This is a genomic window from Streptomyces sp. NPDC002853 (genome assembly GCF_053591915.1).
On the sequence record NZ_JBSFUS010000003.1, the window covers coordinates 1 to 21802 of the forward strand.

General features: G+C 70.2%; 19 protein-coding genes. 9 read left to right on the forward strand and 10 right to left on the reverse strand.

Annotated features, from left to right (window positions below):
- From ACWD02_RS07855 to glgB, 3 genes are all read left to right on the forward strand, one after another.
- Window positions 1-861 (forward strand): alpha-glucosidase C-terminal domain-containing protein (locus tag ACWD02_RS07855; protein ID WP_451205905.1); only part of this gene is annotated, 861 nt, incomplete at its 5' end.
- Window positions 862-981: 120 nt separating this feature from the next.
- Entirely contained in the window at window positions 982-2433 is a 1452-nt protein-coding gene (locus ACWD02_RS07860; protein ID WP_451205908.1) for a maltokinase N-terminal cap-like domain-containing protein, read from the forward strand.
- A gap of 26 nt (window positions 2434-2459) precedes the next feature.
- Window positions 2460-4808 (forward strand): 1,4-alpha-glucan branching enzyme, encoded by a 2349-nt coding sequence (glgB, locus tag ACWD02_RS07865; protein ID WP_451205911.1) that lies wholly within the window; start codon window positions 2460-2462, stop codon window positions 4806-4808.
- Here the strand turns inward: glgB and ACWD02_RS07870 are convergent.
- The 9 genes from ACWD02_RS07870 to ACWD02_RS07910 form a co-directional block, all read right to left on the reverse strand.
- Window positions 4765-7032: a HelD family protein gene (locus tag ACWD02_RS07870; protein ID WP_451205913.1), complete on the reverse strand. Its 2268-nt coding sequence runs from the start codon at window positions 7030-7032 to the stop codon at window positions 4765-4767. The genes glgB and ACWD02_RS07870 overlap by 44 nt on opposite strands.
- A gap of 162 nt (window positions 7033-7194) precedes the next feature.
- Window positions 7195-7533: a thioredoxin gene (gene trxA / locus ACWD02_RS07875; RefSeq protein ID WP_451207392.1), complete on the reverse strand. Its 339-nt coding sequence runs from the start codon at window positions 7531-7533 to the stop codon at window positions 7195-7197.
- Window positions 7534-7553: 20 nt separating this feature from the next.
- Window positions 7554-7946: a MerR family transcriptional regulator gene (locus ACWD02_RS07880; protein WP_451205916.1), complete on the reverse strand. Its 393-nt coding sequence runs from the start codon at window positions 7944-7946 to the stop codon at window positions 7554-7556.
- An 80-nt stretch (window positions 7947-8026) separates the two neighbouring features.
- Window positions 8027-8389, reverse strand: coding sequence for a VOC family protein (locus ACWD02_RS07885; protein ID WP_451205919.1), 363 nt, complete (start codon window positions 8387-8389; stop codon window positions 8027-8029).
- 48 nt (window positions 8390-8437) lie between these two features.
- Window positions 8438-9322, reverse strand: a complete 885-nt coding sequence (locus ACWD02_RS07890; protein WP_451205922.1) for an NAD(P)-dependent oxidoreductase — start codon at window positions 9320-9322, stop codon at window positions 8438-8440.
- Window positions 9323-9435: 113 nt separating this feature from the next.
- Window positions 9436-10041 (reverse strand): mycothiol-dependent nitroreductase Rv2466c family protein, encoded by a 606-nt coding sequence (locus tag ACWD02_RS07895; RefSeq protein WP_451205925.1) that lies wholly within the window; start codon window positions 10039-10041, stop codon window positions 9436-9438.
- A gap of 46 nt (window positions 10042-10087) precedes the next feature.
- On the reverse strand, window positions 10088-10972 hold the full coding sequence (locus ACWD02_RS07900) for an SGNH/GDSL hydrolase family protein (protein WP_451205928.1): 885 nt from the start codon (window positions 10970-10972) through the stop codon (window positions 10088-10090).
- Window positions 10973-11157: 185 nt separating this feature from the next.
- Window positions 11158-11640 carry an HIT family protein gene (locus ACWD02_RS07905; protein ID WP_451205931.1) on the reverse strand — a complete coding sequence of 161 codons (483 nt, stop codon included), beginning with the start codon at window positions 11638-11640 and terminating at the stop codon, window positions 11158-11160.
- Window positions 11641-11848: 208 nt separating this feature from the next.
- A complete protein-coding gene (locus ACWD02_RS07910; protein ID WP_451205934.1) occupies window positions 11849-13597 on the reverse strand; it encodes an MFS transporter in 1749 nt (582 codons plus the stop codon).
- Window positions 13598-13758: 161 nt separating this feature from the next.
- On the opposite strand from ACWD02_RS07910, the gene ACWD02_RS07915 reads away from it, so the two are divergent.
- Entirely contained in the window at window positions 13759-14397 is a 639-nt protein-coding gene (locus ACWD02_RS07915) for a TetR/AcrR family transcriptional regulator (protein ID WP_451205936.1), read from the forward strand.
- Here ACWD02_RS07915 and ACWD02_RS07920 read toward each other — a convergent pair.
- Window positions 14394-15791 (reverse strand): cation:dicarboxylate symporter family transporter, encoded by a 1398-nt coding sequence (locus ACWD02_RS07920; protein WP_451207393.1) that lies wholly within the window; start codon window positions 15789-15791, stop codon window positions 14394-14396. The two genes, ACWD02_RS07915 and ACWD02_RS07920, sit on opposite strands and share 4 nt — an antisense overlap.
- A gap of 182 nt (window positions 15792-15973) precedes the next feature.
- Here ACWD02_RS07920 and ACWD02_RS07925 point away from each other — a divergent pair, with 182 nt between their 5' ends.
- From ACWD02_RS07925 to ACWD02_RS07945, 5 genes are all read left to right on the forward strand, one after another.
- The gene (locus tag ACWD02_RS07925) at window positions 15974-17659 is read left to right on the forward strand and encodes a sensor histidine kinase (protein ID WP_451205939.1); all 1686 of its coding nucleotides are present in this window, start codon (window positions 15974-15976) and stop codon (window positions 17657-17659) included.
- A complete protein-coding gene (locus ACWD02_RS07930) occupies window positions 17656-18342 on the forward strand; it encodes a response regulator (RefSeq protein WP_451205942.1) in 687 nt (228 codons plus the stop codon). Before ACWD02_RS07925 ends, ACWD02_RS07930 begins: the two co-directional genes overlap by 4 nt.
- Before the next feature lie 216 nt (window positions 18343-18558).
- The gene (locus ACWD02_RS07935; protein WP_451205945.1) at window positions 18559-19914 is read left to right on the forward strand and encodes an extracellular solute-binding protein; all 1356 of its coding nucleotides are present in this window, start codon (window positions 18559-18561) and stop codon (window positions 19912-19914) included.
- Window positions 19915-19962: 48 nt separating this feature from the next.
- Window positions 19963-20907, forward strand: a complete 945-nt coding sequence (locus ACWD02_RS07940) for a carbohydrate ABC transporter permease (protein ID WP_451205947.1) — start codon at window positions 19963-19965, stop codon at window positions 20905-20907.
- Window positions 20908-20943: 36 nt separating this feature from the next.
- Window positions 20944-21771 (forward strand): carbohydrate ABC transporter permease, encoded by an 828-nt coding sequence (locus ACWD02_RS07945; RefSeq protein WP_451207396.1) that lies wholly within the window; start codon window positions 20944-20946, stop codon window positions 21769-21771.
- Window positions 21772-21802: the final 31 nt, after the last annotated feature.

The window sequence follows — 21802 nt, forward strand, 5'->3', positions numbered from 1 at the left end:
GAATGCCACATGGCCTTCCACTTCCCCGTCATGCCCCGCATCTTCATGGCCGTCCGCCGCGAATCGCGCTACCCCGTCTCCGAAATCCTCGCCAAGACCCCCGCCATCCCCTCCGGCTGCCAATGGGGCATCTTCCTGCGCAACCACGACGAGCTCACCCTCGAAATGGTCACCGACGAAGAACGCGACTACATGTACGCGGAATACGCCAAAGACCCGCGCATGCGCGCCAACATCGGCATCCGCCGCCGCCTGGCCACCCTCCTGGACAACGACCGCAACCAGATCGAACTCTTCACCGCACTCCTGCTCTCCCTGCCCGGCTCCCCGATCCTCTACTACGGCGACGAGATCGGCATGGGCGACAACATCTGGCTCGGCGACCGCGACGCCGTGCGCACGCCGATGCAGTGGACGCCCGACCGCAACGCCGGCTTCTCCTCCTGCGACCCGGGGCGCCTCTACCTCCCCACGATCATGGACCCCGTCTACGGCTACCAGGTCACCAACGTCGAAGCCTCCATGTCATCACCCTCCTCACTCCTGCACTGGACCCGCAGGATGATCGAGATCCGCAAACAGAACCCCGCCTTCGGACTCGGCTCCTACACGGAACTCCCGTCGTCGAATCCGGCCGTGATCGCTTTCCTGCGCGAGTACAAGGACGATCTGGTGCTGTGCGTGCACAACTTCTCGCGGTTCGCGCAGCCCACGGAACTGGATCTGCAGACGTTCAACGGCCGGCATCCGGTGGAGCTGATCGGCGGGGTGCGTTTCCCGGCCATCGGCGAACTGCCCTATCTGCTGACTCTGGCCGGACATGGCTTCTACTGGTTCCGGCTGCGCAGGGACCAGGCGTAGGCTCCACCCCTGTCATTCCCGGGCGGGGCGGTTTCCCCCGCCCCGCCCTGGGAACTCTCCCCGCACAACCGGCACTCCCGCACTTCTCCCTTGTCCGCACCGCGGAAAGGACGCGACGCCATGTCGGAAGCCGTCACCCGCCCGGGCATCACCGCGGACGCGCTGCTCGCCTCGCTCGATCCGCTGCTGCGCGCGTGGCTGCCACGGCAGCGCTGGTTCGCGGGCAAAGGCCGCCCCATCACCGACTTCACCGTCGTGACGGCGACCGAACTGCTGCCCCCCACCTCCGAGTCGGGGCTCCTGCACCTGATCGTGCAGGTCCGGCAGCCCCAGGTGCCGGGGCAGGCGGGCGGCGCGCCCCCGATGCCCGCCGACTGCTATCAACTCCTGCTCGGCGTACGGCGCGAGCTGCCGCCACGACTCGCTCCCGCGCTGATCGGCCATGCGACGCGCGGCCCGCTCAGCGGGTTCACGGTCTACGAGGCGCTGCACGACTCCCGGATGTCCGGATTCCTTCTTGAAGCGCTGCGCACGCAGGCGCGCGTCGGCAAGCTGCGTTTCGAGCGCGACCGGCGCAAGGACATAGGCGCGGATCTCGCACCGCGTGTCCTCGCCGCCGAACAGTCCAACTCCTCGCTGGTGTACGGCGACACGTACATACTGAAGCTGTTCCGCCGCATCGTGCCCGGGTCCAACCCGGACCTGGAGCTGCCGCTGGTGCTGTCCCGCGACGGCTGCGCGCAGGTCCCCCCGCCCGCCGCCTGGTTCCTCGCGGACACGGGGGACGACGTGAGCGTCCTCGGCGTGCTCCAGCCCTACCTGAAGGGCACGGTGGACGGCTGGGAGCTGGCCCTCGGGGAGCTCGCCGCGGGGCGCGACTTCACCGGCGAGGCGCGGGCGCTCGGCCGGGCGACCGCCGAGGTGCACGGGGCGCTGGCCCGCGCACTGCCCACGGTCACGCTGGGCCGCGTCCAGGTGGATCTGATCGCCGAGGGCATGGCCGAGCGCCTGACCACGGCTGCCGGGGCGGTGCCCGCGCTGCAGCCGTACGCCCCCGCGCTGCACACCACCTACGAGGCGCTCGCCGACCTGGGGCGTGGCGAGGAGACCTGGACGGCCCAGCGCATCCACGGGGACCTGCACCTGGGGCAGTGCCTTCGCTCGCCCGCCGGGGAGTGGTCACTGATCGACTTCGAGGGTGAGCCGTCGCGCCCGCTCTCCGAACGCAGGATGCCGCAGCCGCCGGTGCGTGACGTGGCGGGCATGCTGCGGTCCTTCGACTACGCGGCGCGCTCCCGTCCCCAAGCTCTCAACTCCGTTCGAGCGGGGGACACCCCAACGCCGTGGGCCCCCGAGTGGGCGGGCGACTGCCGGGCGGCGTACTGCGCGGGGTACGCGGAGGTCTCGGGCCGCGATCCGCGCATGGACCCTGTTCTGCTGCGCGCCTACGAAACGGACAAGGCGGTCTACGAGGTGCTCTACGAGGCCCGCCACCGCCCCGACTGGCTCCCCGTCCCCCTTGCCGCGATCAAACGCCTCGCCACGAACGGCCCCGCCACCGAACCCCACTGACCTGCCATCGCCGAGGAGGCTCCCCCGTGACCCCCCGCCCGCAGCCGCGCAAACCGTCCGACGAGGCCAGCAAGAAGGGCAAGCGGAAGCCGGAGGCCGCCGGCAGGAAACCCGAGCCGCCCCGGCAGAAGCAGCCCAAGCCGCCCAAGCAGGCAGCGGAGCCACAGGCCGCCCGCCCCGAGTCGCCCGTCACCCAGGAGGACCGTGCCCGTCTCCTGGGCGGCACCCACCACGACCCGCACGGGGTGCTCGGCGCCCACGTCGTGCGCGAGGGCATCGCCTTCCGCGCGCTGCGGCCGTACGCCCGTTCCGTCGCCGTCGTCGCCAAGGATCTGCGGGCGGAGCTGCGGGACGACGGGGACGGGTTCTTCTCCGGGGTGCTCCCGCTGCGCGAGGCCCCCGATGACTACCGCCTCCACATCACGTACGAGGACGCCGAACTGGAGATCCACGACGCGTACCGCTTCCTGCCCGCGCTCGGCGAGTTCGACCTGCATCTGATCGGCGAGGGCCGCCACGAGCAGCTGTGGCACGCGCTCGGGTCACGCCCGATGGTGCACGAGGGGGCGACCGGGACCCGCTTCACGGTGTGGGCGCCCAACGCCCTGGGCGTGCGTGTGGTGGGGAGCTTCAACTTCTGGGACGGGACGGGGTTCCCGATGCGCTCGCTCGGCGGCAGCGGGGTCTGGGAGCTGTTCGTGCCGTCCGTGGGCGAGGGCGAGCTGTACAAGTACGAGATCACCCGGCCCGACGGCACGAAGACGCTCCGCGCCGACCCGCTCGCGCGCCGTACGGAGGCGCCGCCCGCGAACTCCTCGGTCGTGCACGAGTCGCACCACGAGTGGCGTGACGCGGAGTGGCTGGCGCGCCGGGCGGAGGTGCCCGTCCACCAATCCCCCTTCTCCGTGTACGAGGTTCATCTGGCCTCCTGGCGGCCCGGCCTGACGTACCGCCAACTGGCAGAGCAACTGCCCGCGTACGTCGCCGACCTGGGGTTCACCCATGTCGAGCTGATGCCGGTCGCCGAGCATCCCTTCGGTGGCTCGTGGGGCTATCAGGTCACCGGCTTCTACGCGCCCACGGCACGCCTCGGCACGCCCGACGACTTCAAGTACCTCGTCGACGCGCTGCACAGGGCGGGCATCGGCGTCCTGATGGACTGGGTGCCCGCGCACTTCCCGCGCGACGACTGGGCGCTCGCCGAGTTCGACGGACGGACGCTGTACGAGCACGAGGACCCGGGCCGGGCCGCGCACCCCGACTGGGGCACCCTGGAGTTCGACTACGGCCGCAAGGAGGTGCGCAACTTCCTTGTCGCCAACGCCACTTACTGGTGCGAGGAGTTCCACATCGACGGTCTGCGCGTCGACGCCGTCGCCTCGATGCTGTACCTCGACTACTCGCGCGAGGACGGCGAGTGGACGCCGAACGCGCACGGCGGACGCGAGAATCTCGACGCCGTCGCCTTCCTCCAGGAGATGAACGCCACCGTCTACCGCCGCGCGCCCGGCGTCGTCACCATCGCCGAGGAGTCCACGGCATGGGACGGCGTGACCCGCGCGACGCACCACCAGGGCCCCGGCGGCTTCGGCGGGCTCGGCTTCGGCCTTAAGTGGAATATGGGGTGGATGCACGACTCCCTCGACTATGTGTCGAAGGAGCCCGTGCACCGAAAGTTCCACCACAACGAGATGACGTTCTCGATGGTGTACGCCTACAGCGAGAACTACGTCCTGCCGATCTCGCACGACGAGGTCGTGCACGGCAAGCGGTCCCTGGTGTCGAAGATGCCGGGCGACTGGTGGCAGCAGCGCGCCAACCACCGCGCCTACCTGGGCTTCATGTGGGCCCACCCCGGCAAGCAGCTCATCTTCATGGGGCAGGAGTTCGCACAGGGCGCCGAATGGGCGGAGGGCCACGGTCCCGACTGGTGGCTGCTCGATCCCGCGTACGGGGCGGAGGCCGACCACCGGGGCGTACGCGATCTCGTGCGCGACCTCAACACCGTCTACCGCGGCGAACCGTCCCTGTGGCAGCGCGACACGGACCCCGGCGGCTTCGCCTGGGTCGAGGGCGACGCCGCCGAGGACAACGTCTTCGCGTTCCTGCGGTACGCCGAGGAGGAGAGGGACGAGGCGCCGCTGCTGGCCGTCTCCAACTTCTCGCCGGTGGTGCGGCACGAGTACCGCCTTGGCGTCCCCGGCGAGCACACCACCTGGCACGAGGTCCTGAACACGGACGCGGGCCGCTACGGCGGCGGCGACGTCACCAACCCGGACCCGGTCAAGACCGAGCCGGTGGCGTCGCACGGCCGCCCGGCGTCCCTGCGCCTCACCCTGCCGCCGCTGGCGACGGTGTGGCTGCGACCTGCTTGAGCGCCACCGGCAGCTCCTCGGCGTGCAGGATGCCGAGGCGCTGCGTGGCCCGGGTCAGGGCCACGTACAGGTCGCTCGTGCCGTAGCGGCCCGGCTCCACGACCAGGACCGTGTCGAACTCCAGGCCCTTCGCCTGACGCGGATCGATCAGGACGACCGTCCGCGTCAGGTCCGGGGCCTCCCCGGCCGTCACACCGGGGAGCTTTTCGGCGAGCCGGCCATGCAGCTCGCGCGGGGCGATCACCGCGAGGCGGCCCTCGGCCCGTGCCTCGGCCGCCACCGCGTCGGCCACGGCCGCGGCGAGGTCATCGGTGAGGTGCGCCCAGGGGAGCACGCCCGTGGACCGCACCGAGCTCGGCGGCTGGAACTCGGGGTACTCGACGCGGGGCACCTCGGCGGCCACGTCCATGATCTCCACCGGCGTGCGGTAGTTGACGCCGAGCCGCGTGTACTCCCAGCGGTCCTCGACGTACGGCGACAGGATCGTCTCCCAGGAGCCGCAGCCGCCGGCCTCCGCGGTCTGTGCGGGGTCGCCGACCAGCGTCATCGAGCGGGTCGGGCAGCGCCGCATCAGCAACCGCCAGGCCATGGCGGAGAGTTCCTGCGCCTCGTCGACGATGATGTGCCCGAAGGCCCACGTCCGGTCGGCCGCCGCGCGCTCGGCGGCGCTGCGGTGGTCGGCCTCCTCCTGGCGCTCGGCCATCCGCTCGGCGTCGATGATGTCGTGCGCGAGCAGGACCTCCGACTCGTCGTCGTCCTTGTCCTCGAACTCGTAGGTACGGGATGCGTACGAGACGTCGAGGACACCCTGGGCGTAGGCGATCTGCTTGGCGCGCTCGGCCTCCGCCATCGCCTTCGCCGCGCTGTCGTCGCTGCCGAGCAGCTCGGCGGCCTCGTCGAGCAGCGGGACGTCGGCGGCCGTCCACGCGGCGTCGCGCGGTCGCCGGACCAGCCGGGCGTCCTCCTCCGGCAGATGCGGCGTCGGCTCCTCCAGGAAGTCCGCGAGGAAGACTTCCGGGGTGAGCTGGGGCCACAACCCCTCGATGGCCGCGTGCACTTCGGGGCTCGCCGCGATCGCCTTGCCGAGCTGGGCGATGTCGTCGGGGCCGAGGAAGTTCGGGCCGCCGTACGGGTCGGCGCCGAGCCGCTCGGCGAGTTGCTCGGTGAGCATGTCGATGACGCGGAAGGCGAAGTGCGGCCGGCCGAGGTTGTGCGGGACGTCCGCCTCACGAGCGGCCTCGCGGGCCTCCTGGGCGATCGTCCAGTCCAGGACGAGGTCGCCGTCGTCGTGCTCGATGATCATCGGAGAGCCGGGCTCCGGAGTCCGCTGCCGGTCGCGCACGGCGGCGGCGAGCACGTCCGCCATCTCCGCGCGGCCCTTGAGCTCGGTGGCCTCCGGGGTGTCGGTGCCGGTGGCGCTCACCCCGGGGAACAGCTCGCCGACCGTCGAGAGGAGGACGCCCGTCTCGCCGAGCGCGGGCAGGACCTCGCTGATGTAGCCGAGGAAGGCGGGGTTCGGGCCGACGATCAGGACGGCACGCTTGGCGAGCAGCCGGCGGTGGGCGTAGAGGAGGAACGCGGCACGGTGCAGCGCCACGACCGTCTTGCCGGTGCCGGGACCGCCCTCGACGACGAGTACGCCGTGGTGCGGGGCCCGGATGATGCGGTCCTGCTCGGCCTGGATGGTCTGCACGATGTCGTGCATGCGCCCGGTGCGTGCCGAGTCGAGCGCGGCGAGCAGCACCTCGTCGGCGTCCGCGCCCTCGTGCCCGGTGCGTGTGGTGTCGCCGAGATCGAGGATCTCGTCGTGCAGGGCCGTGACGTCGCGGCCCTCGGTGGTGATGTGCCTGCGCCTGCGCAGACCCATCGGCGTATGCCCGGTGGCGAGATAGAAGGGACGCGCCACGTCCGCGCGCCAATCGATCACCAATGGGGTGCGTTCGATGTCTGACGCGCGGATTCCGATGCGTCCGATGTGGTGATCACGGCCGTCGCGGAATTCGAGCCTGCCGAAGCAGAGGCCGTTCTCTCCCGCGTCGAAGGCGGCCAGCAGTCCGGACCGCTCGGCCACCAGGACGTCACGCTCAAGCCTGGCCTGCAGACCGTTGCCGACCTGCGTCAACGACGCCTGCACGGCGGCTTGTGCCTCCTCGCGCAGCGCGTCGAGGCGCGCGTACAGCCCGGAGACGAATTGCTGCTCTTCCCGCAATTCCTCGGTTGACAATTCAGCCCCTCGCCAGTTACAGTGCTCTTATACAGATTCTCGCGATACCGGTATGTCCAGATGGGCATGAGGTCGCGAAAGGATCTAATATACGCCAGGAAATGCCCCGGACGTCAATTCGTCCGGGGCATTTCTCTTTCCGCGTGCGTGTGAGCGCTTGGATCAGAGCACTTCGGCCTCCGCGAGCTCGGCGAGGAGCTTGCGCTTGGGGCGCGCCCCCACCATGGACTTCACCGGCTCGCCGCCCCGGAACACCAGGAGGGACGGCACCGAGAGAATCCCGTACGCCATCGCCGTCTCCGGGTTGTGGTCCACGTCCAGCTGCACGATCTTCAGCCGGTCCGCCTCCTCGCGCGAGATCTCGCTCAGCACCGGCGCGAGCTGCCGGCACGGGCCGCACCACTCCGCCCCGAACTCCACGAGCACCGGCAGCTCCGCCTTGAGCACCTCCCCCTCGAAGTCCGCGTCCGTCACCTCGGCCACGCCGTCCGCCTTGACCATCGCCATGCTTCCGCTCCCTCTCAGCCCGTCAGCTCGCACCGCGGGTCCGGACCGCCCGGAACCGCCGCCTCCGCGCGCACCAGCTGTGCGCCCACCTGCTCGCGCACCGCACTCAACTCACTGATAAGAGCGTCGAGTTCACCGATCTTGCGGCGGTACACGTCGAGCGAGGCAGGGCAGGAGTCGCCCGCCGGGTGCCCCGAGCGCAGACACTCCACGAAGGGCCGCGTCTCCTCCAGATCGAACCCGAAGTCCTGCAGGGTCCTGATCTGCTGGAGGAGACGCACGTCGTCCTCGTCGTAGGTGCGGTAGCCGTTGCCGCTGCGCCGAGCGGGCAGCAGCCCCCGTGACTCGTAGTACCGAAGCGTCCGCGTGGTGGTGCCGGCCCGCTCCGCAAGTTCGCCGATGCGCATGGTTACGACGGTAATCCTTGACGCAGGCGTCAAGGCCAGCGTGCCGGGCGGTCTCTTTCCGGCAGGTCCTCAGCGGGCTCTCAGCGCGCTTTCGGCGGCTGGTGCAGGCCGAAGGATGAACCCTGGTCGTCCTTGCAGAGCCGGAAGCGGCCGAAGGCGGCGTCGGACTCGTCGCTCTCACCGCCGAGGGGCGCCTCGACCGTGCCGCCCAGTTGGATCACTCTGGCCAGGGCCGTCTCCAGGTCGTCCACCTGGAAGAAGAGATAGGGCACGGCCCCCGCGTCACCGCCGTGCATGCCGCCGGAGACACCCGGGGTCCCGATCACGTACCCCTGCCCCGAGGGGCCCGGCTCGAAGGACCAGCCGAGCAGTCCCCCGTAGAAGACCCGCCCCCGCTCCGGGTCCTCGACGCCGATCTCGAAGAAGCTCGGTTCACCGGTCATCGCACGGCTCCTGGTCTGTGACGGCAGTCACTTTCACCGTACGCCGCTTCAGCGTGCGCCGCGTACGGCCTCGATCGTGGCCGTCCAGCCGTCCGCGCCGTGCCCCTTGGCGATGGCCCGGTCGAGGACGGCCTTCATGCCGGTCAAGGCGCCCACGTCCAGGCCGCGGTGCTCGGAGGCGTGGATGATGTGGTCGACATTGGCGGCCTCCGTGACCAGCGGGGCCTGCTCGCCCGGGTACTCGTTGGAGTCGACCTCGACCGCCGTCGACTCGATGGCCTCCGGGAAGATGGACAGCAGGGCGCTCATGTAAGGGGCCAGCTCCGCGCCCTTCACGCCGTCCGCCCCGGCCAGCGCGAACGCGTGCACCAGGCCGGACATGCTGGTCCAGAAGAAGTCGAGCAGGGCGTTGTCGTAGAGGGCCGCGAGGCCGTGATCCTCACCGAGGTACACGGTGTTGCCGCCGAGCACCTTGAGCGTGCTCTCGTGCCGTTCGTACACCGGCCTCGGGCCACTGTGGAAGAGCAGTGCGTCGGCGGTGCCGATGACCGTCACCGGCACGAGGATGGCGCCGTCCAGGTAGTCGATGCCGTGCCCGGCGGCCCAGGCCGCCGCCTCGCGCGAGCGCTCCGGGGTGTCGGAGGTGAGGTTGACCAGGGTGCGCCCCCGCAGTTCCGCGGCGAGCGGGTCGAGCACGGCCTGCGAGGCGGCGTAGTCGTAGAGGCAGGCGACGACCACGTCCGAGGCGCGGACGGCCTCGGCCGCGGTCGTGGTGCGCGTGGCCCCCCGGGCCACCAGGTCTCCGCCCTTGCCGGGCGTGCGGTTCCAGATGGTGGTGGGGTGCCCGGCCCGGAGGAAGACGCCGGCGAGGGCCTGGCCCATGGCGCCGAGGCCGAGAACGGTCACAGAGGTCTTGTGCTGCTGGTTCGTCATGACCACCATGCTTGGCGAGCGCCCGCCTCCTCACAAGTACGGACTAATTAGTCAGGTACTTACGAAAAGGTAAGCAAGCGGGGGGACTTGGGGCTCCGCGGCCGGCTCGGGAATCAGCCGAAGTCGAGTTCGCCGTAAGCCCGCTTCAGCTCGTGGAAGCTCTGGACGCCCGCCATCAGCACCACCCCGTCCCACAGCCGCCCCGCCGCCTCCCCCTTCGGCGCGGGCGAGACGACCGGGCCGAAGACGGCGCCCACGCCCTGGACGGACAGGACCGGCGTCCCTACGTCGGGGCCGGCCAGTGCGATGCCCCGCTCGTGCGAGGCCCGCACGGCGTCGTCGTACTCCTCGGTCCAGGCGACCGCCGCGAGTTCCGTGGGCAGACCGGCATCGGCGAGTGCGCGCTCGGCCCCGTCCCACTCGCCCCGCTCGTGCAGCCGCACCCCGAGCGCGTCGAGGTATCTGCCCAGCGCCTCGCTCCCGTGCCGAGCGGCCACCGCCGCGCAGACCCGGCCCGGACCCCGCATGTAGTCGCCCCACTGCCCCTCGGGGTCCTCGGGGTCGACGTCGAGGTGTTCGTTGAGCACCGAGAGGCTCATCACCCGCCACCGCACCTGGACGTCCCGCACTTGCTCGACCTCCCGGATCCACCGGGAGGTCAGCCAGGTGTAGGGGCAGACGGGGTCGAACCAGAAGTCGACGTCCTGTGGTGTACTCATGCAACTACCGTACGGGTGACGGTAGTTGTCGCGCTCGGCTCGCGGGTCAGCCCAGCTTCAGTACGCCGATGGCCTGGTCGGCCATCCTGGACTCGCCGAGGGCGTTCGGGTGCACCGGCACGAAGTTGCTGCCGAACAGCACGGGCTCGATCCAGCGCGTGCCCACCGGCTTGCAGGCGTCGTGCCCGTTCGAGGCGGCGGCCATGTCGACGAACGTGGCTCCCGTCTCGGACGCGGCGCGCTGCACGGCCTTGTTCAGGTGGGCCTGGAGATCACGCAGGTAGGGGACGTCCCCGGTGGCGATCGGCATCTTGGCGAAGCAACTGGGGTCGGACTTCTCCGGGACGATCCACGGGTAGCCGAGTACGCCGACGCGCGCGTTCGGAGCCTTTGCCTTGACCGCCTGCAGGGCGGTCTTCAGCGCCGGGTACGTGCTCGCGTCGATCTGCCGGGTGAACTTGTCGCCGTTGGCGTCCTTGCAGGGGCTGCCCTTGCCTCCGGAGAGCACTCCGGCGGACCCGCAGGCGAGGATCGCGCTGATGAAGGTGTTGTTGTCGTTGCCGCCGATGGTCAGCGTCACGACATCGGTGTCGGCCTTGACGGCGTCGAGCTGCGGTGCGACGCCCGGGTACTGCGATCCCGCGAAGTCCTTGGTCTGCGCTCCGCCGCAGGTCACGTCGGTGAGCCGGGCGCCGGTCCGCTTGGCCACGACATGCGGGTAGTTGGCGGTCGAGCGTGCGCAGAGGAGAGGCGCGGTCACGTCGAGGGGCAGGACGCCGGAACCGGCGCTGAAGCTGTCGCCGAGGGCGACGTAGTCGAGCGGGTCGGCGCCGGCCGCCTGGGCGGGTGCGGCGGCCAGGCCGAGGGTGGCGGTACCTGCGGCGGCGAGAGTGGCGGCTGCCAGGCGCAGGGCGCGTGCGCGGATCACCATCTGGAGTCTCCTTTGAATCCGATGGGGGGCGTTCCCGGAGAGGAGCGAGCAAGCCGCGTGCGCCAACAGCCGTACCGTGGGGGCGTTTTGAGCAGGCTTCAGCGGCTTTCGGCGATTCTCAGTGGTGCAACGCTGAAGTTACTGGCAGGTTTGAACAAGAGTCAACAGTTTGCGCACGCGCCCACCTAGATGGCGGAACCCTCACCCAGCACGCGCCGCACCCGCCCGCAGAACTCCTCCACGGCCCCCTGCTCCGGCGCCATGCCCTCGGTGAACATCGCCGACTGGAGAGCGGGGCCGTGTACGCGGCCGTGGCGGTCGATGTCACGGGTACGGGCGGGCTGCACGACGAAGTGCACATGGCCGGGCACGCGCCCGGCGTGCGACCAGAGGCAGACGTACACCTGCTCGCACTCGTCGCAGACTTCCTTGCGCACGGCGGCGGTTACCCGCGTGAGCAACGGACCGAGCTCGGCGCCTTCCTCGACGCCGAGCTCGTGTATTCCCGTGATGTGCCGCAGCGGTTTGACGATGAGGGTGCCGACGCCGAGGGGCCCTGTGCAGTGCTCGACGGTCCAGTGCGGGGTGCGCAGCAGGGTGCCGCCGCGCAGCGGTTCCGTGCCGTCGGCCAGCCCGCAGGCGAGGCAGTCACGAATCTTCTCCGGCAAGTTGGCCCTCCCTGCGGCTCAGGGCGGGACGCCGGCTCCGCCGTCCCGCCCACCCGTTTACCCGGCAGCTCACACCAGACGTAGGGCAACAGTGCCCCCCGGGGCAATCGGGTGGGTGGGCGGGAAAGCATCCGCCGCGAAGCGGCGGTTCAGCCCGGAACGGCGCCGCACTCGCCCCCCGGACCCGGACCCGGGCCGCCGCCCACGCCTACCGCCGCCCCGCGGCCTCGGCGGCCTCGGCGGCCTCGGCGGCCTCCGGAGCCCCCGTGGTCTCCTCGGCCTCCAAGGCCCCGGCCTCGGCCCCGGCCCCGGCCCCGGCCTCGGTCCCAGCCGTAGCCCCCTTCCGCCGCCCCGGCAGCAGTACCGCCACGACCACGGTCCCCACGCCCAGAATCACCGCACCGATCAGACTGGTGTGGGCCACCGCGCCAGAGAACGCGGAGCCCACCGCGTCCGCCATCTGGTGCGCGCCCCCGGCGAGTTCTTGCGCCTGCGACTTCAGCTGCGCCGCCTCCTGGGGCGAGGACGCCTGCGCCGCCTTCGCCGAGAGCTCGCGCGCCTGATCGGCGATGCCCTGTGCCACGCCGTTGCCCGCGCCCACGGAGTCCTGGGCCGTGTCGAGCGCGGAGGCGGGAAGCTTGCTGCCCGAGGTCTCGTCGGCCAGCTTCGAGGAGTACGCGTTCGCGAGGACCGAGCCGAGGACCGCGATCCCGAGCGAGCCGCCGAGCTCCAGCGAGGTGTCGTTGACCGCGCCGCCCACGCCGAGCTCCGATTCGGGGAACGCGCCCATGATGACGTCCGTGCACGGCGAGACCGCGAAGCCCAGGGAGAGGCCGAGGATGATCAGCGGCGCCACGAAGTCCCCGTACGTGGAGCCCGCCTCGATCTGCGTCAGGAGCGCCAGCGCGACCGTGCCGCCGACCATGCCCGCGACCACCATGATCTTGCCGCCGATACGCGGCGCGAGGATGCCGGTGACCGCCGAGCCCACGAACACCGCGCCGGCCAGCGGCAGCATCCGGATGCCGGTCTCCAGCGGGTCGTACGCGAGGACGAACTGGAGGTGCTGGGTCAGGTAGTAGAAGGCGCCGAACACCGCGAGGAAGAAGAGCGCCACGGCGAGGTTCGAGCCCGCGAAGCCGCGCTGCGTGAACTTGCGTACGTCCAGGACGGGGCGCGGGTGCTTCAGCTCCCAGACGACGAAGGCGATCAGACCGAGGCCCGCCACCACCGCCGCCGAGATCGCGCGCACGCCCCACCCGAAGTGCGGACCGTCAATGATCATGAAGATCAGGCAGCCCACCCAGACGACCGAGAGCAGGCCGCCCACGTAGTCGATCCGGCCGTGCCGCGCCGCCTTGGAGGGCGGTACGAGGACGAACGCGCCGACGATCGCGAGCACCGCCACCGGGATGTTGATCAGGAACGTCGAGTGCCAGCCGTTGTCACGCAGCAGCGCCCCCGCGATCAGCGGGCCCGCGGCGATGGCGATGCCGGACGTGGCCGCCCAGATGGTGATCGCCTTGGCACGTTCCGCGCGCGGGAAGGTCGCCGCGAGCAGTGAAAGCGTGGCCGGCATGATCAGGGCAGCGCCCACGCCCATCACCGCGCGGACCACGATGACCGCCGTGGAGCTGTCGACCACGGAGCCCGCGGCGGCGCCGACGGACATGATGAGCAGGCCGAGCACCAGCGCGCCCCGGCGGCTGTACTTGTCGCCGATCGCGCCGAGCAGCAGCATCAGAGCGGCGTAGGGGACGGTGTAGGCGTCGATGACCCATTGCAGGTCCGAGCTGGACAGGCCGAGGTCCATGGTCATGTCGGGCGCGGCCACCGTCAGCGCGGTGTTGGCCATCACCGCGATCAGCAGACTCAGACACAGGACGCCCAGGGCCCACCAGCGGCGGGCGTACGGACGGTCCATCCGTTCGACCGGTTCCTTGATCAGCAGAGGCATCGGATCTCACCCATCCCGTTTCTCGCACACGCATGGCGCGGGCATCGCACAGACATTGCACAACCCTGTGCAACTACACACTGCTGTGCAAGATACTCCATGTTGCACAGCAGTGTGCAAGTGGGGGAGCGGGGGCGCGGCCGAGTGGGCAGAATGGGGCCATGAATCCCCGCCCCGCGAGCAGCGTCAGAGCCGACGCCAACCGCCGCCGCATCCTCGACGTCGCGGTCGCCGAGCTGCTGCGCGACCCAGACGCCTCCATGGACCAGATCGCGCGTGCCGCGGGCGTCGTGCGGCGGACGGTCTACGGCCACTTCCCCAGCCGTGACGCGTTGATCGAGGCGATCGTGGAGCGGGCCATCGCGGCGGTGGAGACCGCGCACGCCGCGGGCCGGGCGGGCGTCGAGGACCCCGCGGAGGCGGTGGCCAGCTCGTTGCTCGCCGTATGGGAGGTAGCCGACCGCTACCGCCTGCTGCTCTCCCTCGGCGAGCGGAGCGTGACGATGGGCGGCATCCGTGAACGGCTCGGCCGCGTCCACGAGGAGGGCCTGGAGACGTTCCAGCGCGGCCTGGACGACGGCACGTTCGTCTCGCCGCTGCCGACGCGAGCGCTCGGCTACGTGCTCGAAGGGATCCTGTTCGCCGTGATGGAGGCCGTCAACGACGGTGTCGTACCAGCGGAAAAGGCGGGCAGGTCCACCGCGATCACGTTTCTGACCGCGGCGGGCCTGCCCGCCTCACAAGCCACCGAGCTGGTGACGAAGGTCGCCGAAAGGAGAGCGGCGACTGTCGACGGCTAGGCCGTCAGGGACTTCTTCTCGCTGCTGCCGGGCTGCGTCGGGACGGCGTCCACCGTGTCCGCCGCCTCCGGGTCCGCCTCGTCGCGCTCGGGAGCGCCGTCGTCGAGCAGCGTCTTCTCGTCGAACGGCAGGCGTCCGGCGAGGACGTCGTCCACCCGCTGCCGGTCGACCTCCTTGGTCCACGTGCCGATCAGGAGCGTGGCCACCGCGTTGCCCGCGAAGTTGGTCAGGGCGCGCGCCTCGCTCATGAAGCGGTCGACGCCGATGATCAGGCCGACGCCGTCCACCAGGGCCGGCTTGTGCGACTGCAGGCCGCTGGCCAGGACCGCGATGCCGGAGCCGGAGACACCGGCTGCGCCCTTGGACGCGATCATCATGAACAGGAGCAGGGAGATCTGCTCGCCGACGCCGAGCGGCTGGTCCATCGCCTCGGCGATGAAGAGCGACGACATGGTCAGGTAGATCATCGTGCCGTCGAGGTTGAAGGAGTAGCCCGTCGGGACGGTGATGCCGACGACCGGGCGGCTGACGCCCAGGTGCTCCATCTTCGCGATGAGCCGCGGGAGCGCGGACTCGGACGACGAGGTGGAGAGGATCAGCAGGAACTCGCGGCCCAGGTACTTCAGGAGCTTGAAGAGGTTGACCCCGGTCACCATGCGAAGCAGCGTGCCGAGCACGATGAGGATGAACAGCGCGCAGGTGACGTAGAAGCCGATCATGATCGTGGCCAGCGCCTTCAGGGCGTCCGTGCCGGTCTCGCCGACCACCGCCGCCATCGCGCCGAACGCGCCGACCGGAGCGGCCCACATGATCATGCCGAGGACCCGGAAGACCAGCTTCTGGATGTGCTCGATGCCACGCAGGACCGGTGCCCCGGAGCGGCCCATGGCCTGCAGGGCGAAGCCCACGAGCAGCGCGACGAGCAGCGTCTGCAGCACCTCGCCCTCGGTGAAGGCGGAGACCAGCGTCTTCGGGATGATGCCGAGCGCGAAGTCGACGAGCCCCTTGTTCGCCTCGTCGGCCGCGGTGTGGCCCGCGCCCTTGTCGGAGTCGCTGATGTCCATGCCCGAACCCGGGTGCAGGATGTTGCCGACGAGCAGGCCGATGGCGAGCGCGACGACCGACATCGCGACGAAGTAGGCGAGCGCGAGGCCACCGACCTTGCCGACCTTGGCGGCCTTACGGACCGACCCGACGCCGAGGACGATCGTGCAGAAGATGATCGGCGAGATCATCATCTTGATCAGGTTCACGAAGCCGGTGCCGATCGGCTTGAGCTCCGTGGCGAAGTCGGGGAAGAGCAGGCCGACACCGATACCGAGGACCACGGCGATGATGACGGCTATGTACAGATAGTGGGTGCGGTCCCGTTTGGCTGCGGGAGCCTTGGCCACCTGGCTGTCGGTGGTGTCGGCCACGAGGGCCCTCCTTGAACGACTACGTCGGCGTTTTTCGGCCAGTGCGTGCGGCTCACGTCCTGGGCAGGCGAATCTCGGGTGACTATCTCTCGCCCTGTGAGGGCGGTCACCCTTACGTTCATTTAGTTCGCACTTATAAGGCGAGGCAGACTGGCAGCATGCCCCTCGCCCGTCCGCCCCGGCCGCGCAGCCTCGCCGGACAGCTCTTCGCGATGCAGATCGTGCTCGTCGCCGTCGTGGTGGCCGGATGTGCGCTCTTCACGTATCTGAGCGACCGGCAGCAGGCCGAGGAGGGCGCGCGCCGCCAGGCGACCGCCGCGGCGCGCGCGGTCGCGGACTCCCCCTCGGTGCGTGAGGCCGCGGACGGCAAGGACCCGACGAGCACCCTCCAGCCGTACGCCACCGCCGTACGCCTGCACACCGGCGTCGACTTCGTCACGATCATGGACCCCGACGGCATCCGCTGGACCCACCCCGACGAGGAGCAGATCGGCGAGCGCTTCCTCGGCCACCGGGCGGAGGCGCTGAGGGGCAGGACCTTCACCGAGACGTACACGGGAACACTCGGTCCCTCGGTGCGCGTGGTCACCCCGATCCTGGCCGACGACGGCAGCGGCCGGATCACCGGCCTGGTCAGCGCGGGCATCACCATCGAGGAGATCAGCCAGAAGGCGCGTGGCCAGCTGCTCACCCTGCTCGGCGTCGCGGCCGGCGCGCTCGCGCTCGGCGGACTCGGCACGTACGTCATCAACGCCCGCCTGCGCCGCCACACCCACGGCATGAACGCCACCGAACTGAGCCGCATGCACGACTACCACGAGGCCGCGCTGCACGCCGTGCGCGAGGGCCTCCTGATGCTGGACGGACAGCGGCGCATCGCCCTCATCAACGACGGGGGGCGCGAGCTGCTCGGCGTATCGGGCGAGGGCGGTGGTCTGATCGGCCGGAACGTCGCCGAGCTGGGCCTGCCCGCGCCGCTGACTGGCGCGCTGCTCGCGGCCGAACCGCGGGTCGACGAGCTGCACCTGACGGCGGACCGGGTGGTCGTGGTGAACACCTCGCCCGTGTCGAGCGGCGAGCGCCGGGGCACGGTGGTGACGTTGCGCGACCACACCGAGCTGCAGGCGCTGACCGGCGAGCTCGACTCGGAACGCGGCTTCACGCGGGCGCTGCGCTCGCAGGCGCACGAGGCCGCCAACCGTCTCCACACGGTGGTCTCGCTCATCGAGCTCGGCCGCGCGGACGAGGCCGTCGACTTCGCCACGGCCGAGCTCGAGCTGGCCCAGACGCTGACGGACCAGGTGGTCGCGGCCGTGAGCGAGCCGGTGCTCGCCGCCCTGCTCCTGGGCAAGGCGGCCCAGGCGAACGAACACGGCGTGGAACTCGTCGTGTCTCCCGACAGCAGCATCGACGACGGGATGCTGCCCGCCGCCCTGCCCGCGCGCGACCTGGTGACGGTCCTCGGCAACCTGATCGACAACGCGGTGGACGCGGCCCAGGGCTCGCCCGCGGCCCGCGTCACGGTGACGGCACGCGCGGACGAGGCGGGACTCACGCTGCGGGTGTCCGACACGGGCCCCGGCGTCGACCCGGCCCACACGGAGGCGGTCTTCCGGCGCGGCTGGTCCACGAAGGCCACGGCGGGCCGCGGTCTGGGCCTCGCCCTGGTCCACCAGACGGTGACCAAGCACGAGGGGACACTTAGAGTGCGGGAAGCGCCCGGTGGCGGCGCGGAGTTCGAGGTCCTCCTGCGGACGGCGGCCGCCGCCCTCGTGCCGACGACACCGGGTGCCGGCGAAGAGGCGTCCGCCGAACCGGACGCGGCAGACGGAGGCACCACGTGACAGAGCCCATCCGCGTCCTGGTCGTGGAGGACGATCCCGTGGCCGCCGACGCCCACGTCCTGTACGTGAACCGCATCCCCGGCTTCCACGCCGTGGGCAAGGCGCACAGCGCGGCGGAGGCGAAACGCGCCCTGGACCGTACGGAGGTCGATCTCCTCCTCCTTGACCTGCACCTCCCCGACGGCCACGGCCTCCAGCTGGCTCGCACCCTGCGCGCCGCCGGCCACCGCACCGACGTCATCGCCGTCACGTCGGCCCGCGATCTCGCGGTCGTACGCGAGGGCGTCTCCCTGGGCGTGATCCAGTACGTCCTGAAGCCCTTCACCTTCGCCACCCTCCGCGACCGCCTCACCCGCTACGCCGAGTTCCGCACCGCGGCCGGCGAGGCCACCGGCCAGGACGAGGTGGACCGCGCCCTGGCCACCCTGCGCGCGCCCGGACCGGCCGCCCTGCCCAAAGGGCTCAGCGGCCCCACCCTCGAAAGAGTGACCCGCACGCTGCGCGACGCGCCCCCCGAGGGCGTCACCGCCGCGGCCGCCGCCGAGACCGTGGGGATCTCCCGCATCACCGCGCGCCGCTACCTGGAGCACCTGGTCACCACGGGCCGCGCCGCCCGCACCCCGCAGTACGGCCACGTCGGCCGCCCCGAGTACGCCTACCGCTGGCTGACGTCGAACACCTGACCCCTCAAGTCCCCGCCCGGGTACGCCGGTTGCCACCCCTCCGAAACCACGGAAGCGTCCGTGCGCCGCCTCCAATAACAACGTTGTCACGTTGATGACAAGGGGCGACGCACGGGCATTGACCTTGCTCCGAACGCGCCCTTACGTTCACCGGGCAGCCCCGCGTTGCGCCCCGCGTGGTAATCCGGCCGCGTCGGCCAGTAGGAGGTCGTGCCCGTGCGTCCCACCACCCCTCTGCTCCTCGCCACCGCCCTGGTCGCCGCCGGCACCCTCACCGCGTGCGGCGGGGACTCCGGCGACGATCCGGACACCGTGAAGGTCTCCTTCAAGCAGTCCACGGACAACCAGGTCAAGGTCATGGACACCTTCCTGGCGGACATCAAGAAGCAGTTCGAGAAGGAGAACCCCGGCAAGAAGGTGAAGCTGGTGCCGATCAAGGCGCCGGACTCCGAGTACTACACCAAGCTGCAGCAGATGATGCGCTCCCCGAAGACCGCGCCCGACCTGGTCTACGAGGACACCTTCCTCATCAACTCGGACATCACCAGCGGGTACTTGAAGCCGCTCGACCCGTATCTGGACAAGTGGAAGGACTGGGACCAGTTCATCGACACGTCCAAGTCGGCGGCGAAGGCGGCGGACGGCAAGACGTACGGCGTGCCGGACGGCACCGACACCCGCGGCCTCTGGTTCAGCAAGAGCATCTTCAAGAAGGCCGGACTGCCGGCCGACTGGCAGCCCAAGTCGTGGGACGAGATCCTGCAGGCGGCGCGCACCATCAAGAAGAAGGTCCCAGGCGTCACGCCCATGAACGTCTACACGGGCAAGCCCGCGGGCGAGGCGGCCACCATGCAGGGCATGGAGATGCTCCTGTACGGCACGGGCGAGGACCCGATGTACGACCCGAAGTCGAAGAAGTGGGTCACCGGCAGCCAGGGCTTCAAGGACTCCCTGGAGTTCGTCGAGACGGTCTACAAGGAGAAGCTCGGCCCCGAGGTATCCGACGCCCTCGACCCGAACTTCGCCACCCGGGTGCGCGGCGAACTCCTCCCCGAGGACAAGCTCGGCATCAACCTCGACGGCTCCTGGCTGCCGCAGGACTGGGGCAAGGGTGCGGGTCACGAGTGGCCCGAGTGGTCGAAGAAGCTGGGCCTCGCCCACATGCCGACCCAGAACGGCGAGGCCCCCGGCAAGGTGAGCATGTCCGGCGGGTGGACCTGGGCGATCCCGTCCAAGGCGTCCAACCCCGACCTGGCGTTCAAGTTCATCGAGCAGATGCAGACCAAGGCCAACGCCCAGAAGTGGTACGTGGCGAACTCGGGCATCGCGGTCCGCAAGGACGTCGCCGCCGACCCCGCGTACCTCAAGGCGCAGCCCGGCCTGAAGTTCTTCACCGACCTGGTGGCATCGACGCACTACCGGCCCGCGTACCCGGCGTACCCGAAGGTCTCCACCGCGGTGCAGGAGGCCATGGAGAAGGTCACGACGGGCGACGGGTCCGTGGCGGACGCGGCGAGCGGATACGACGACGAGGTCAAGGCGGCGACCGACGGCGAGGTCATCGAGAAGTAGCCGGAGTCCGAGATCCGGCAGGCAAGCAAGGGAAGTGAGACCCCCGAGGTGACCACCGCACCCACCGCCGGACCCGGCGGCGTCGTCAAGACTCCGGGGACGGGGGCCGCGCGGCCCCCGTCCCGCGGCAAGCTGACGGGCCGGGCGCTGTCCCGCGCGCTGCCCGTCTCCCCCGCCGTGATCCTCCTGCTGCTGTTCCTGGCGGGACCGATCGGCTACTGCGCCTACATCGCCTTCACCGACCTACAGCTCACCGGCCAGGCGGAGTCGAGCTTCGTCGGGTTCGACAACTTCCGTAAGGCCTTCGGGGACGAGGCGTTCCTCAACGCGGTCTGGCTGACCCTGGTCTTCACGCTGGTGTCGTCGATCCTCGGACAGAACACCATCGGCCTCGCGCTCGCGTCCCTGATGCAGCGGGCGTCCAAGCCGGTCCGCACGGTGACCGGCGCGATCGTGATCACGGCGTGGGTGCTGCCCGAGGTGGTGGCGGCCTTCCTCCTGTACGCGTTCTTCCGCCGCGAGGGCACCCTCAACGCGGTCCTGGACTTCCTCCACCTCCCGTCCCAGAACTGGATGTACACGCTGCCGATCCTGGCGGTGTCGTTCGCCAACGTGTGGCGGGGGACGGCGTTCTCGATGCTGGTCTACTCGGCGGCCCTGAACGAGATCCCCAAGGAGATCACCGAGGCGGCCCAGGTGGACGGCGCGGGCGGCTGGCGCCGCATGTGGCACATCACGCTCCCGATGATCCGCCGCTCCATCGGCACGAACCTGATGCTGAACACCCTGCAGACCCTCTCCGTCTTCGGCCTGATCTGGGTGATGACGCGAGGAGGGCCGGGCAACCGCAGCCAGACCCTCCCCCTGTTCATGTACGAACAGGCCTTCCAGAAGAGCATGATCGGTTACGGCACGGCGGTGGCGCTCCTGCTCCTGGTCGTCGGCTCACTCTTCTCCCTCGTCTACATGCGCCTGCTCCGCACGGAGGTCTGAGTGTCCGTTAACACCGTCAAGTCGCCCGCTCGCAGCATGGGTTCACGCCGTACGACACGGCGGCTCGCGGCGGACGCGGGGCTGCTCGTCGTCGCGGCGGCGTTCGTCCTGCCGCTGGCCTGGGTGATCCTGTCCTCGCTCGACACCAAGGCCGACCTCAAGGTGAAGGTCCCCGACGGCATCACCCTGGACAACTACGACGCGGTCCTGACCCCCGAGATCACCTTCACGCCCCTGCTCAACAGCCTGCTGCTGTGCGGCGGCGGCACGCTCCTGACGGTGGTCTGCGCGGCGCTCGCCGCCTACCCGCTCTCCCGTTTCAAGTCCCGCCTGAACCGCCCCTTCATGCTGACGATCCTCTTCGCGACGAGCCTGCCGATCACGGCGATCATGGTCCCGGTGTACGCGCTGTTCGTGCAGGTCGACCTGATCGACACGATGCAGGGCACGATCTTCTTCTTCGCCGCGTCCCAACTGCCCTTCGCCATCTGGCTGATGAAGAACTTCATGGACGGAGTACCGAAGGAGCTGGAGGAGGCGGCGTGGACGGACGGCGCGTCGTCGTTCCAGTCCCTGCTGCGCATCGTGCTCCCCCTGATGGGCCCGGGGGTGGCGGTGGTGACGGTGTTCTCCTTCGTCATGATGTGGGGCAACTTCTTCGTCCCGTTCATGCTGCTCCTGACTCCGGAACAGATGCCGGCATCGGTGAGCATCAACGACTTCTTCGGCAACAAGGGGACAGTGATCTATGGCCAGTTGGCGGCCTTCTCGATCATCTACTCCACGCCGGTGATCCTGCTGTACGTGCTGATCTCACGGCGGCTGGGCGGCGGGTTCGCGCTGGGGGGTGCGGTGAAGGGTTGACCCCGGCCCTCCTCGGCCGCCTCGCGGCCCG

Excerpts from the sequence above, each read along its gene's own strand:
- ACWD02_RS07860 (WP_451205908.1), top strand. The coding sequence starts at position 982 with ATGTCGGAAGCCGTCACCCGCCCGGGCATCACCGCGGACGCGCTGCTC.
- trxA (WP_451207392.1), bottom strand. The coding sequence starts at position 7,533 with ATGGTCAAGGCGGACGGCGTGGCCGAGGTGACGGACGCGGACTTCGAG.
- ACWD02_RS07880 (WP_451205916.1), bottom strand. The coding sequence starts at position 7,946 with ATGCGCATCGGCGAACTTGCGGAGCGGGCCGGCACCACCACGCGGACG.
- ACWD02_RS07885 (WP_451205919.1), bottom strand. The coding sequence starts at position 8,389 with ATGACCGGTGAACCGAGCTTCTTCGAGATCGGCGTCGAGGACCCGGAG.
- ACWD02_RS07890 (WP_451205922.1), bottom strand. The coding sequence starts at position 9,322 with ATGACGAACCAGCAGCACAAGACCTCTGTGACCGTTCTCGGCCTCGGC.
- ACWD02_RS07895 (WP_451205925.1), bottom strand. The coding sequence starts at position 10,041 with ATGAGTACACCACAGGACGTCGACTTCTGGTTCGACCCCGTCTGCCCC.
- ACWD02_RS07900 (WP_451205928.1), bottom strand. The coding sequence starts at position 10,972 with ATGGTGATCCGCGCACGCGCCCTGCGCCTGGCAGCCGCCACTCTCGCC.
- ACWD02_RS07910 (WP_451205934.1), bottom strand. The coding sequence starts at position 13,597 with ATGCCTCTGCTGATCAAGGAACCGGTCGAACGGATGGACCGTCCGTAC.
- ACWD02_RS07915 (WP_451205936.1), top strand. The coding sequence starts at position 13,759 with ATGAATCCCCGCCCCGCGAGCAGCGTCAGAGCCGACGCCAACCGCCGC.
- ACWD02_RS07925 (WP_451205939.1), top strand. The coding sequence starts at position 15,974 with ATGCCCCTCGCCCGTCCGCCCCGGCCGCGCAGCCTCGCCGGACAGCTC.
- ACWD02_RS07945 (WP_451207396.1), top strand. The coding sequence starts at position 20,944 with ATGGGTTCACGCCGTACGACACGGCGGCTCGCGGCGGACGCGGGGCTG.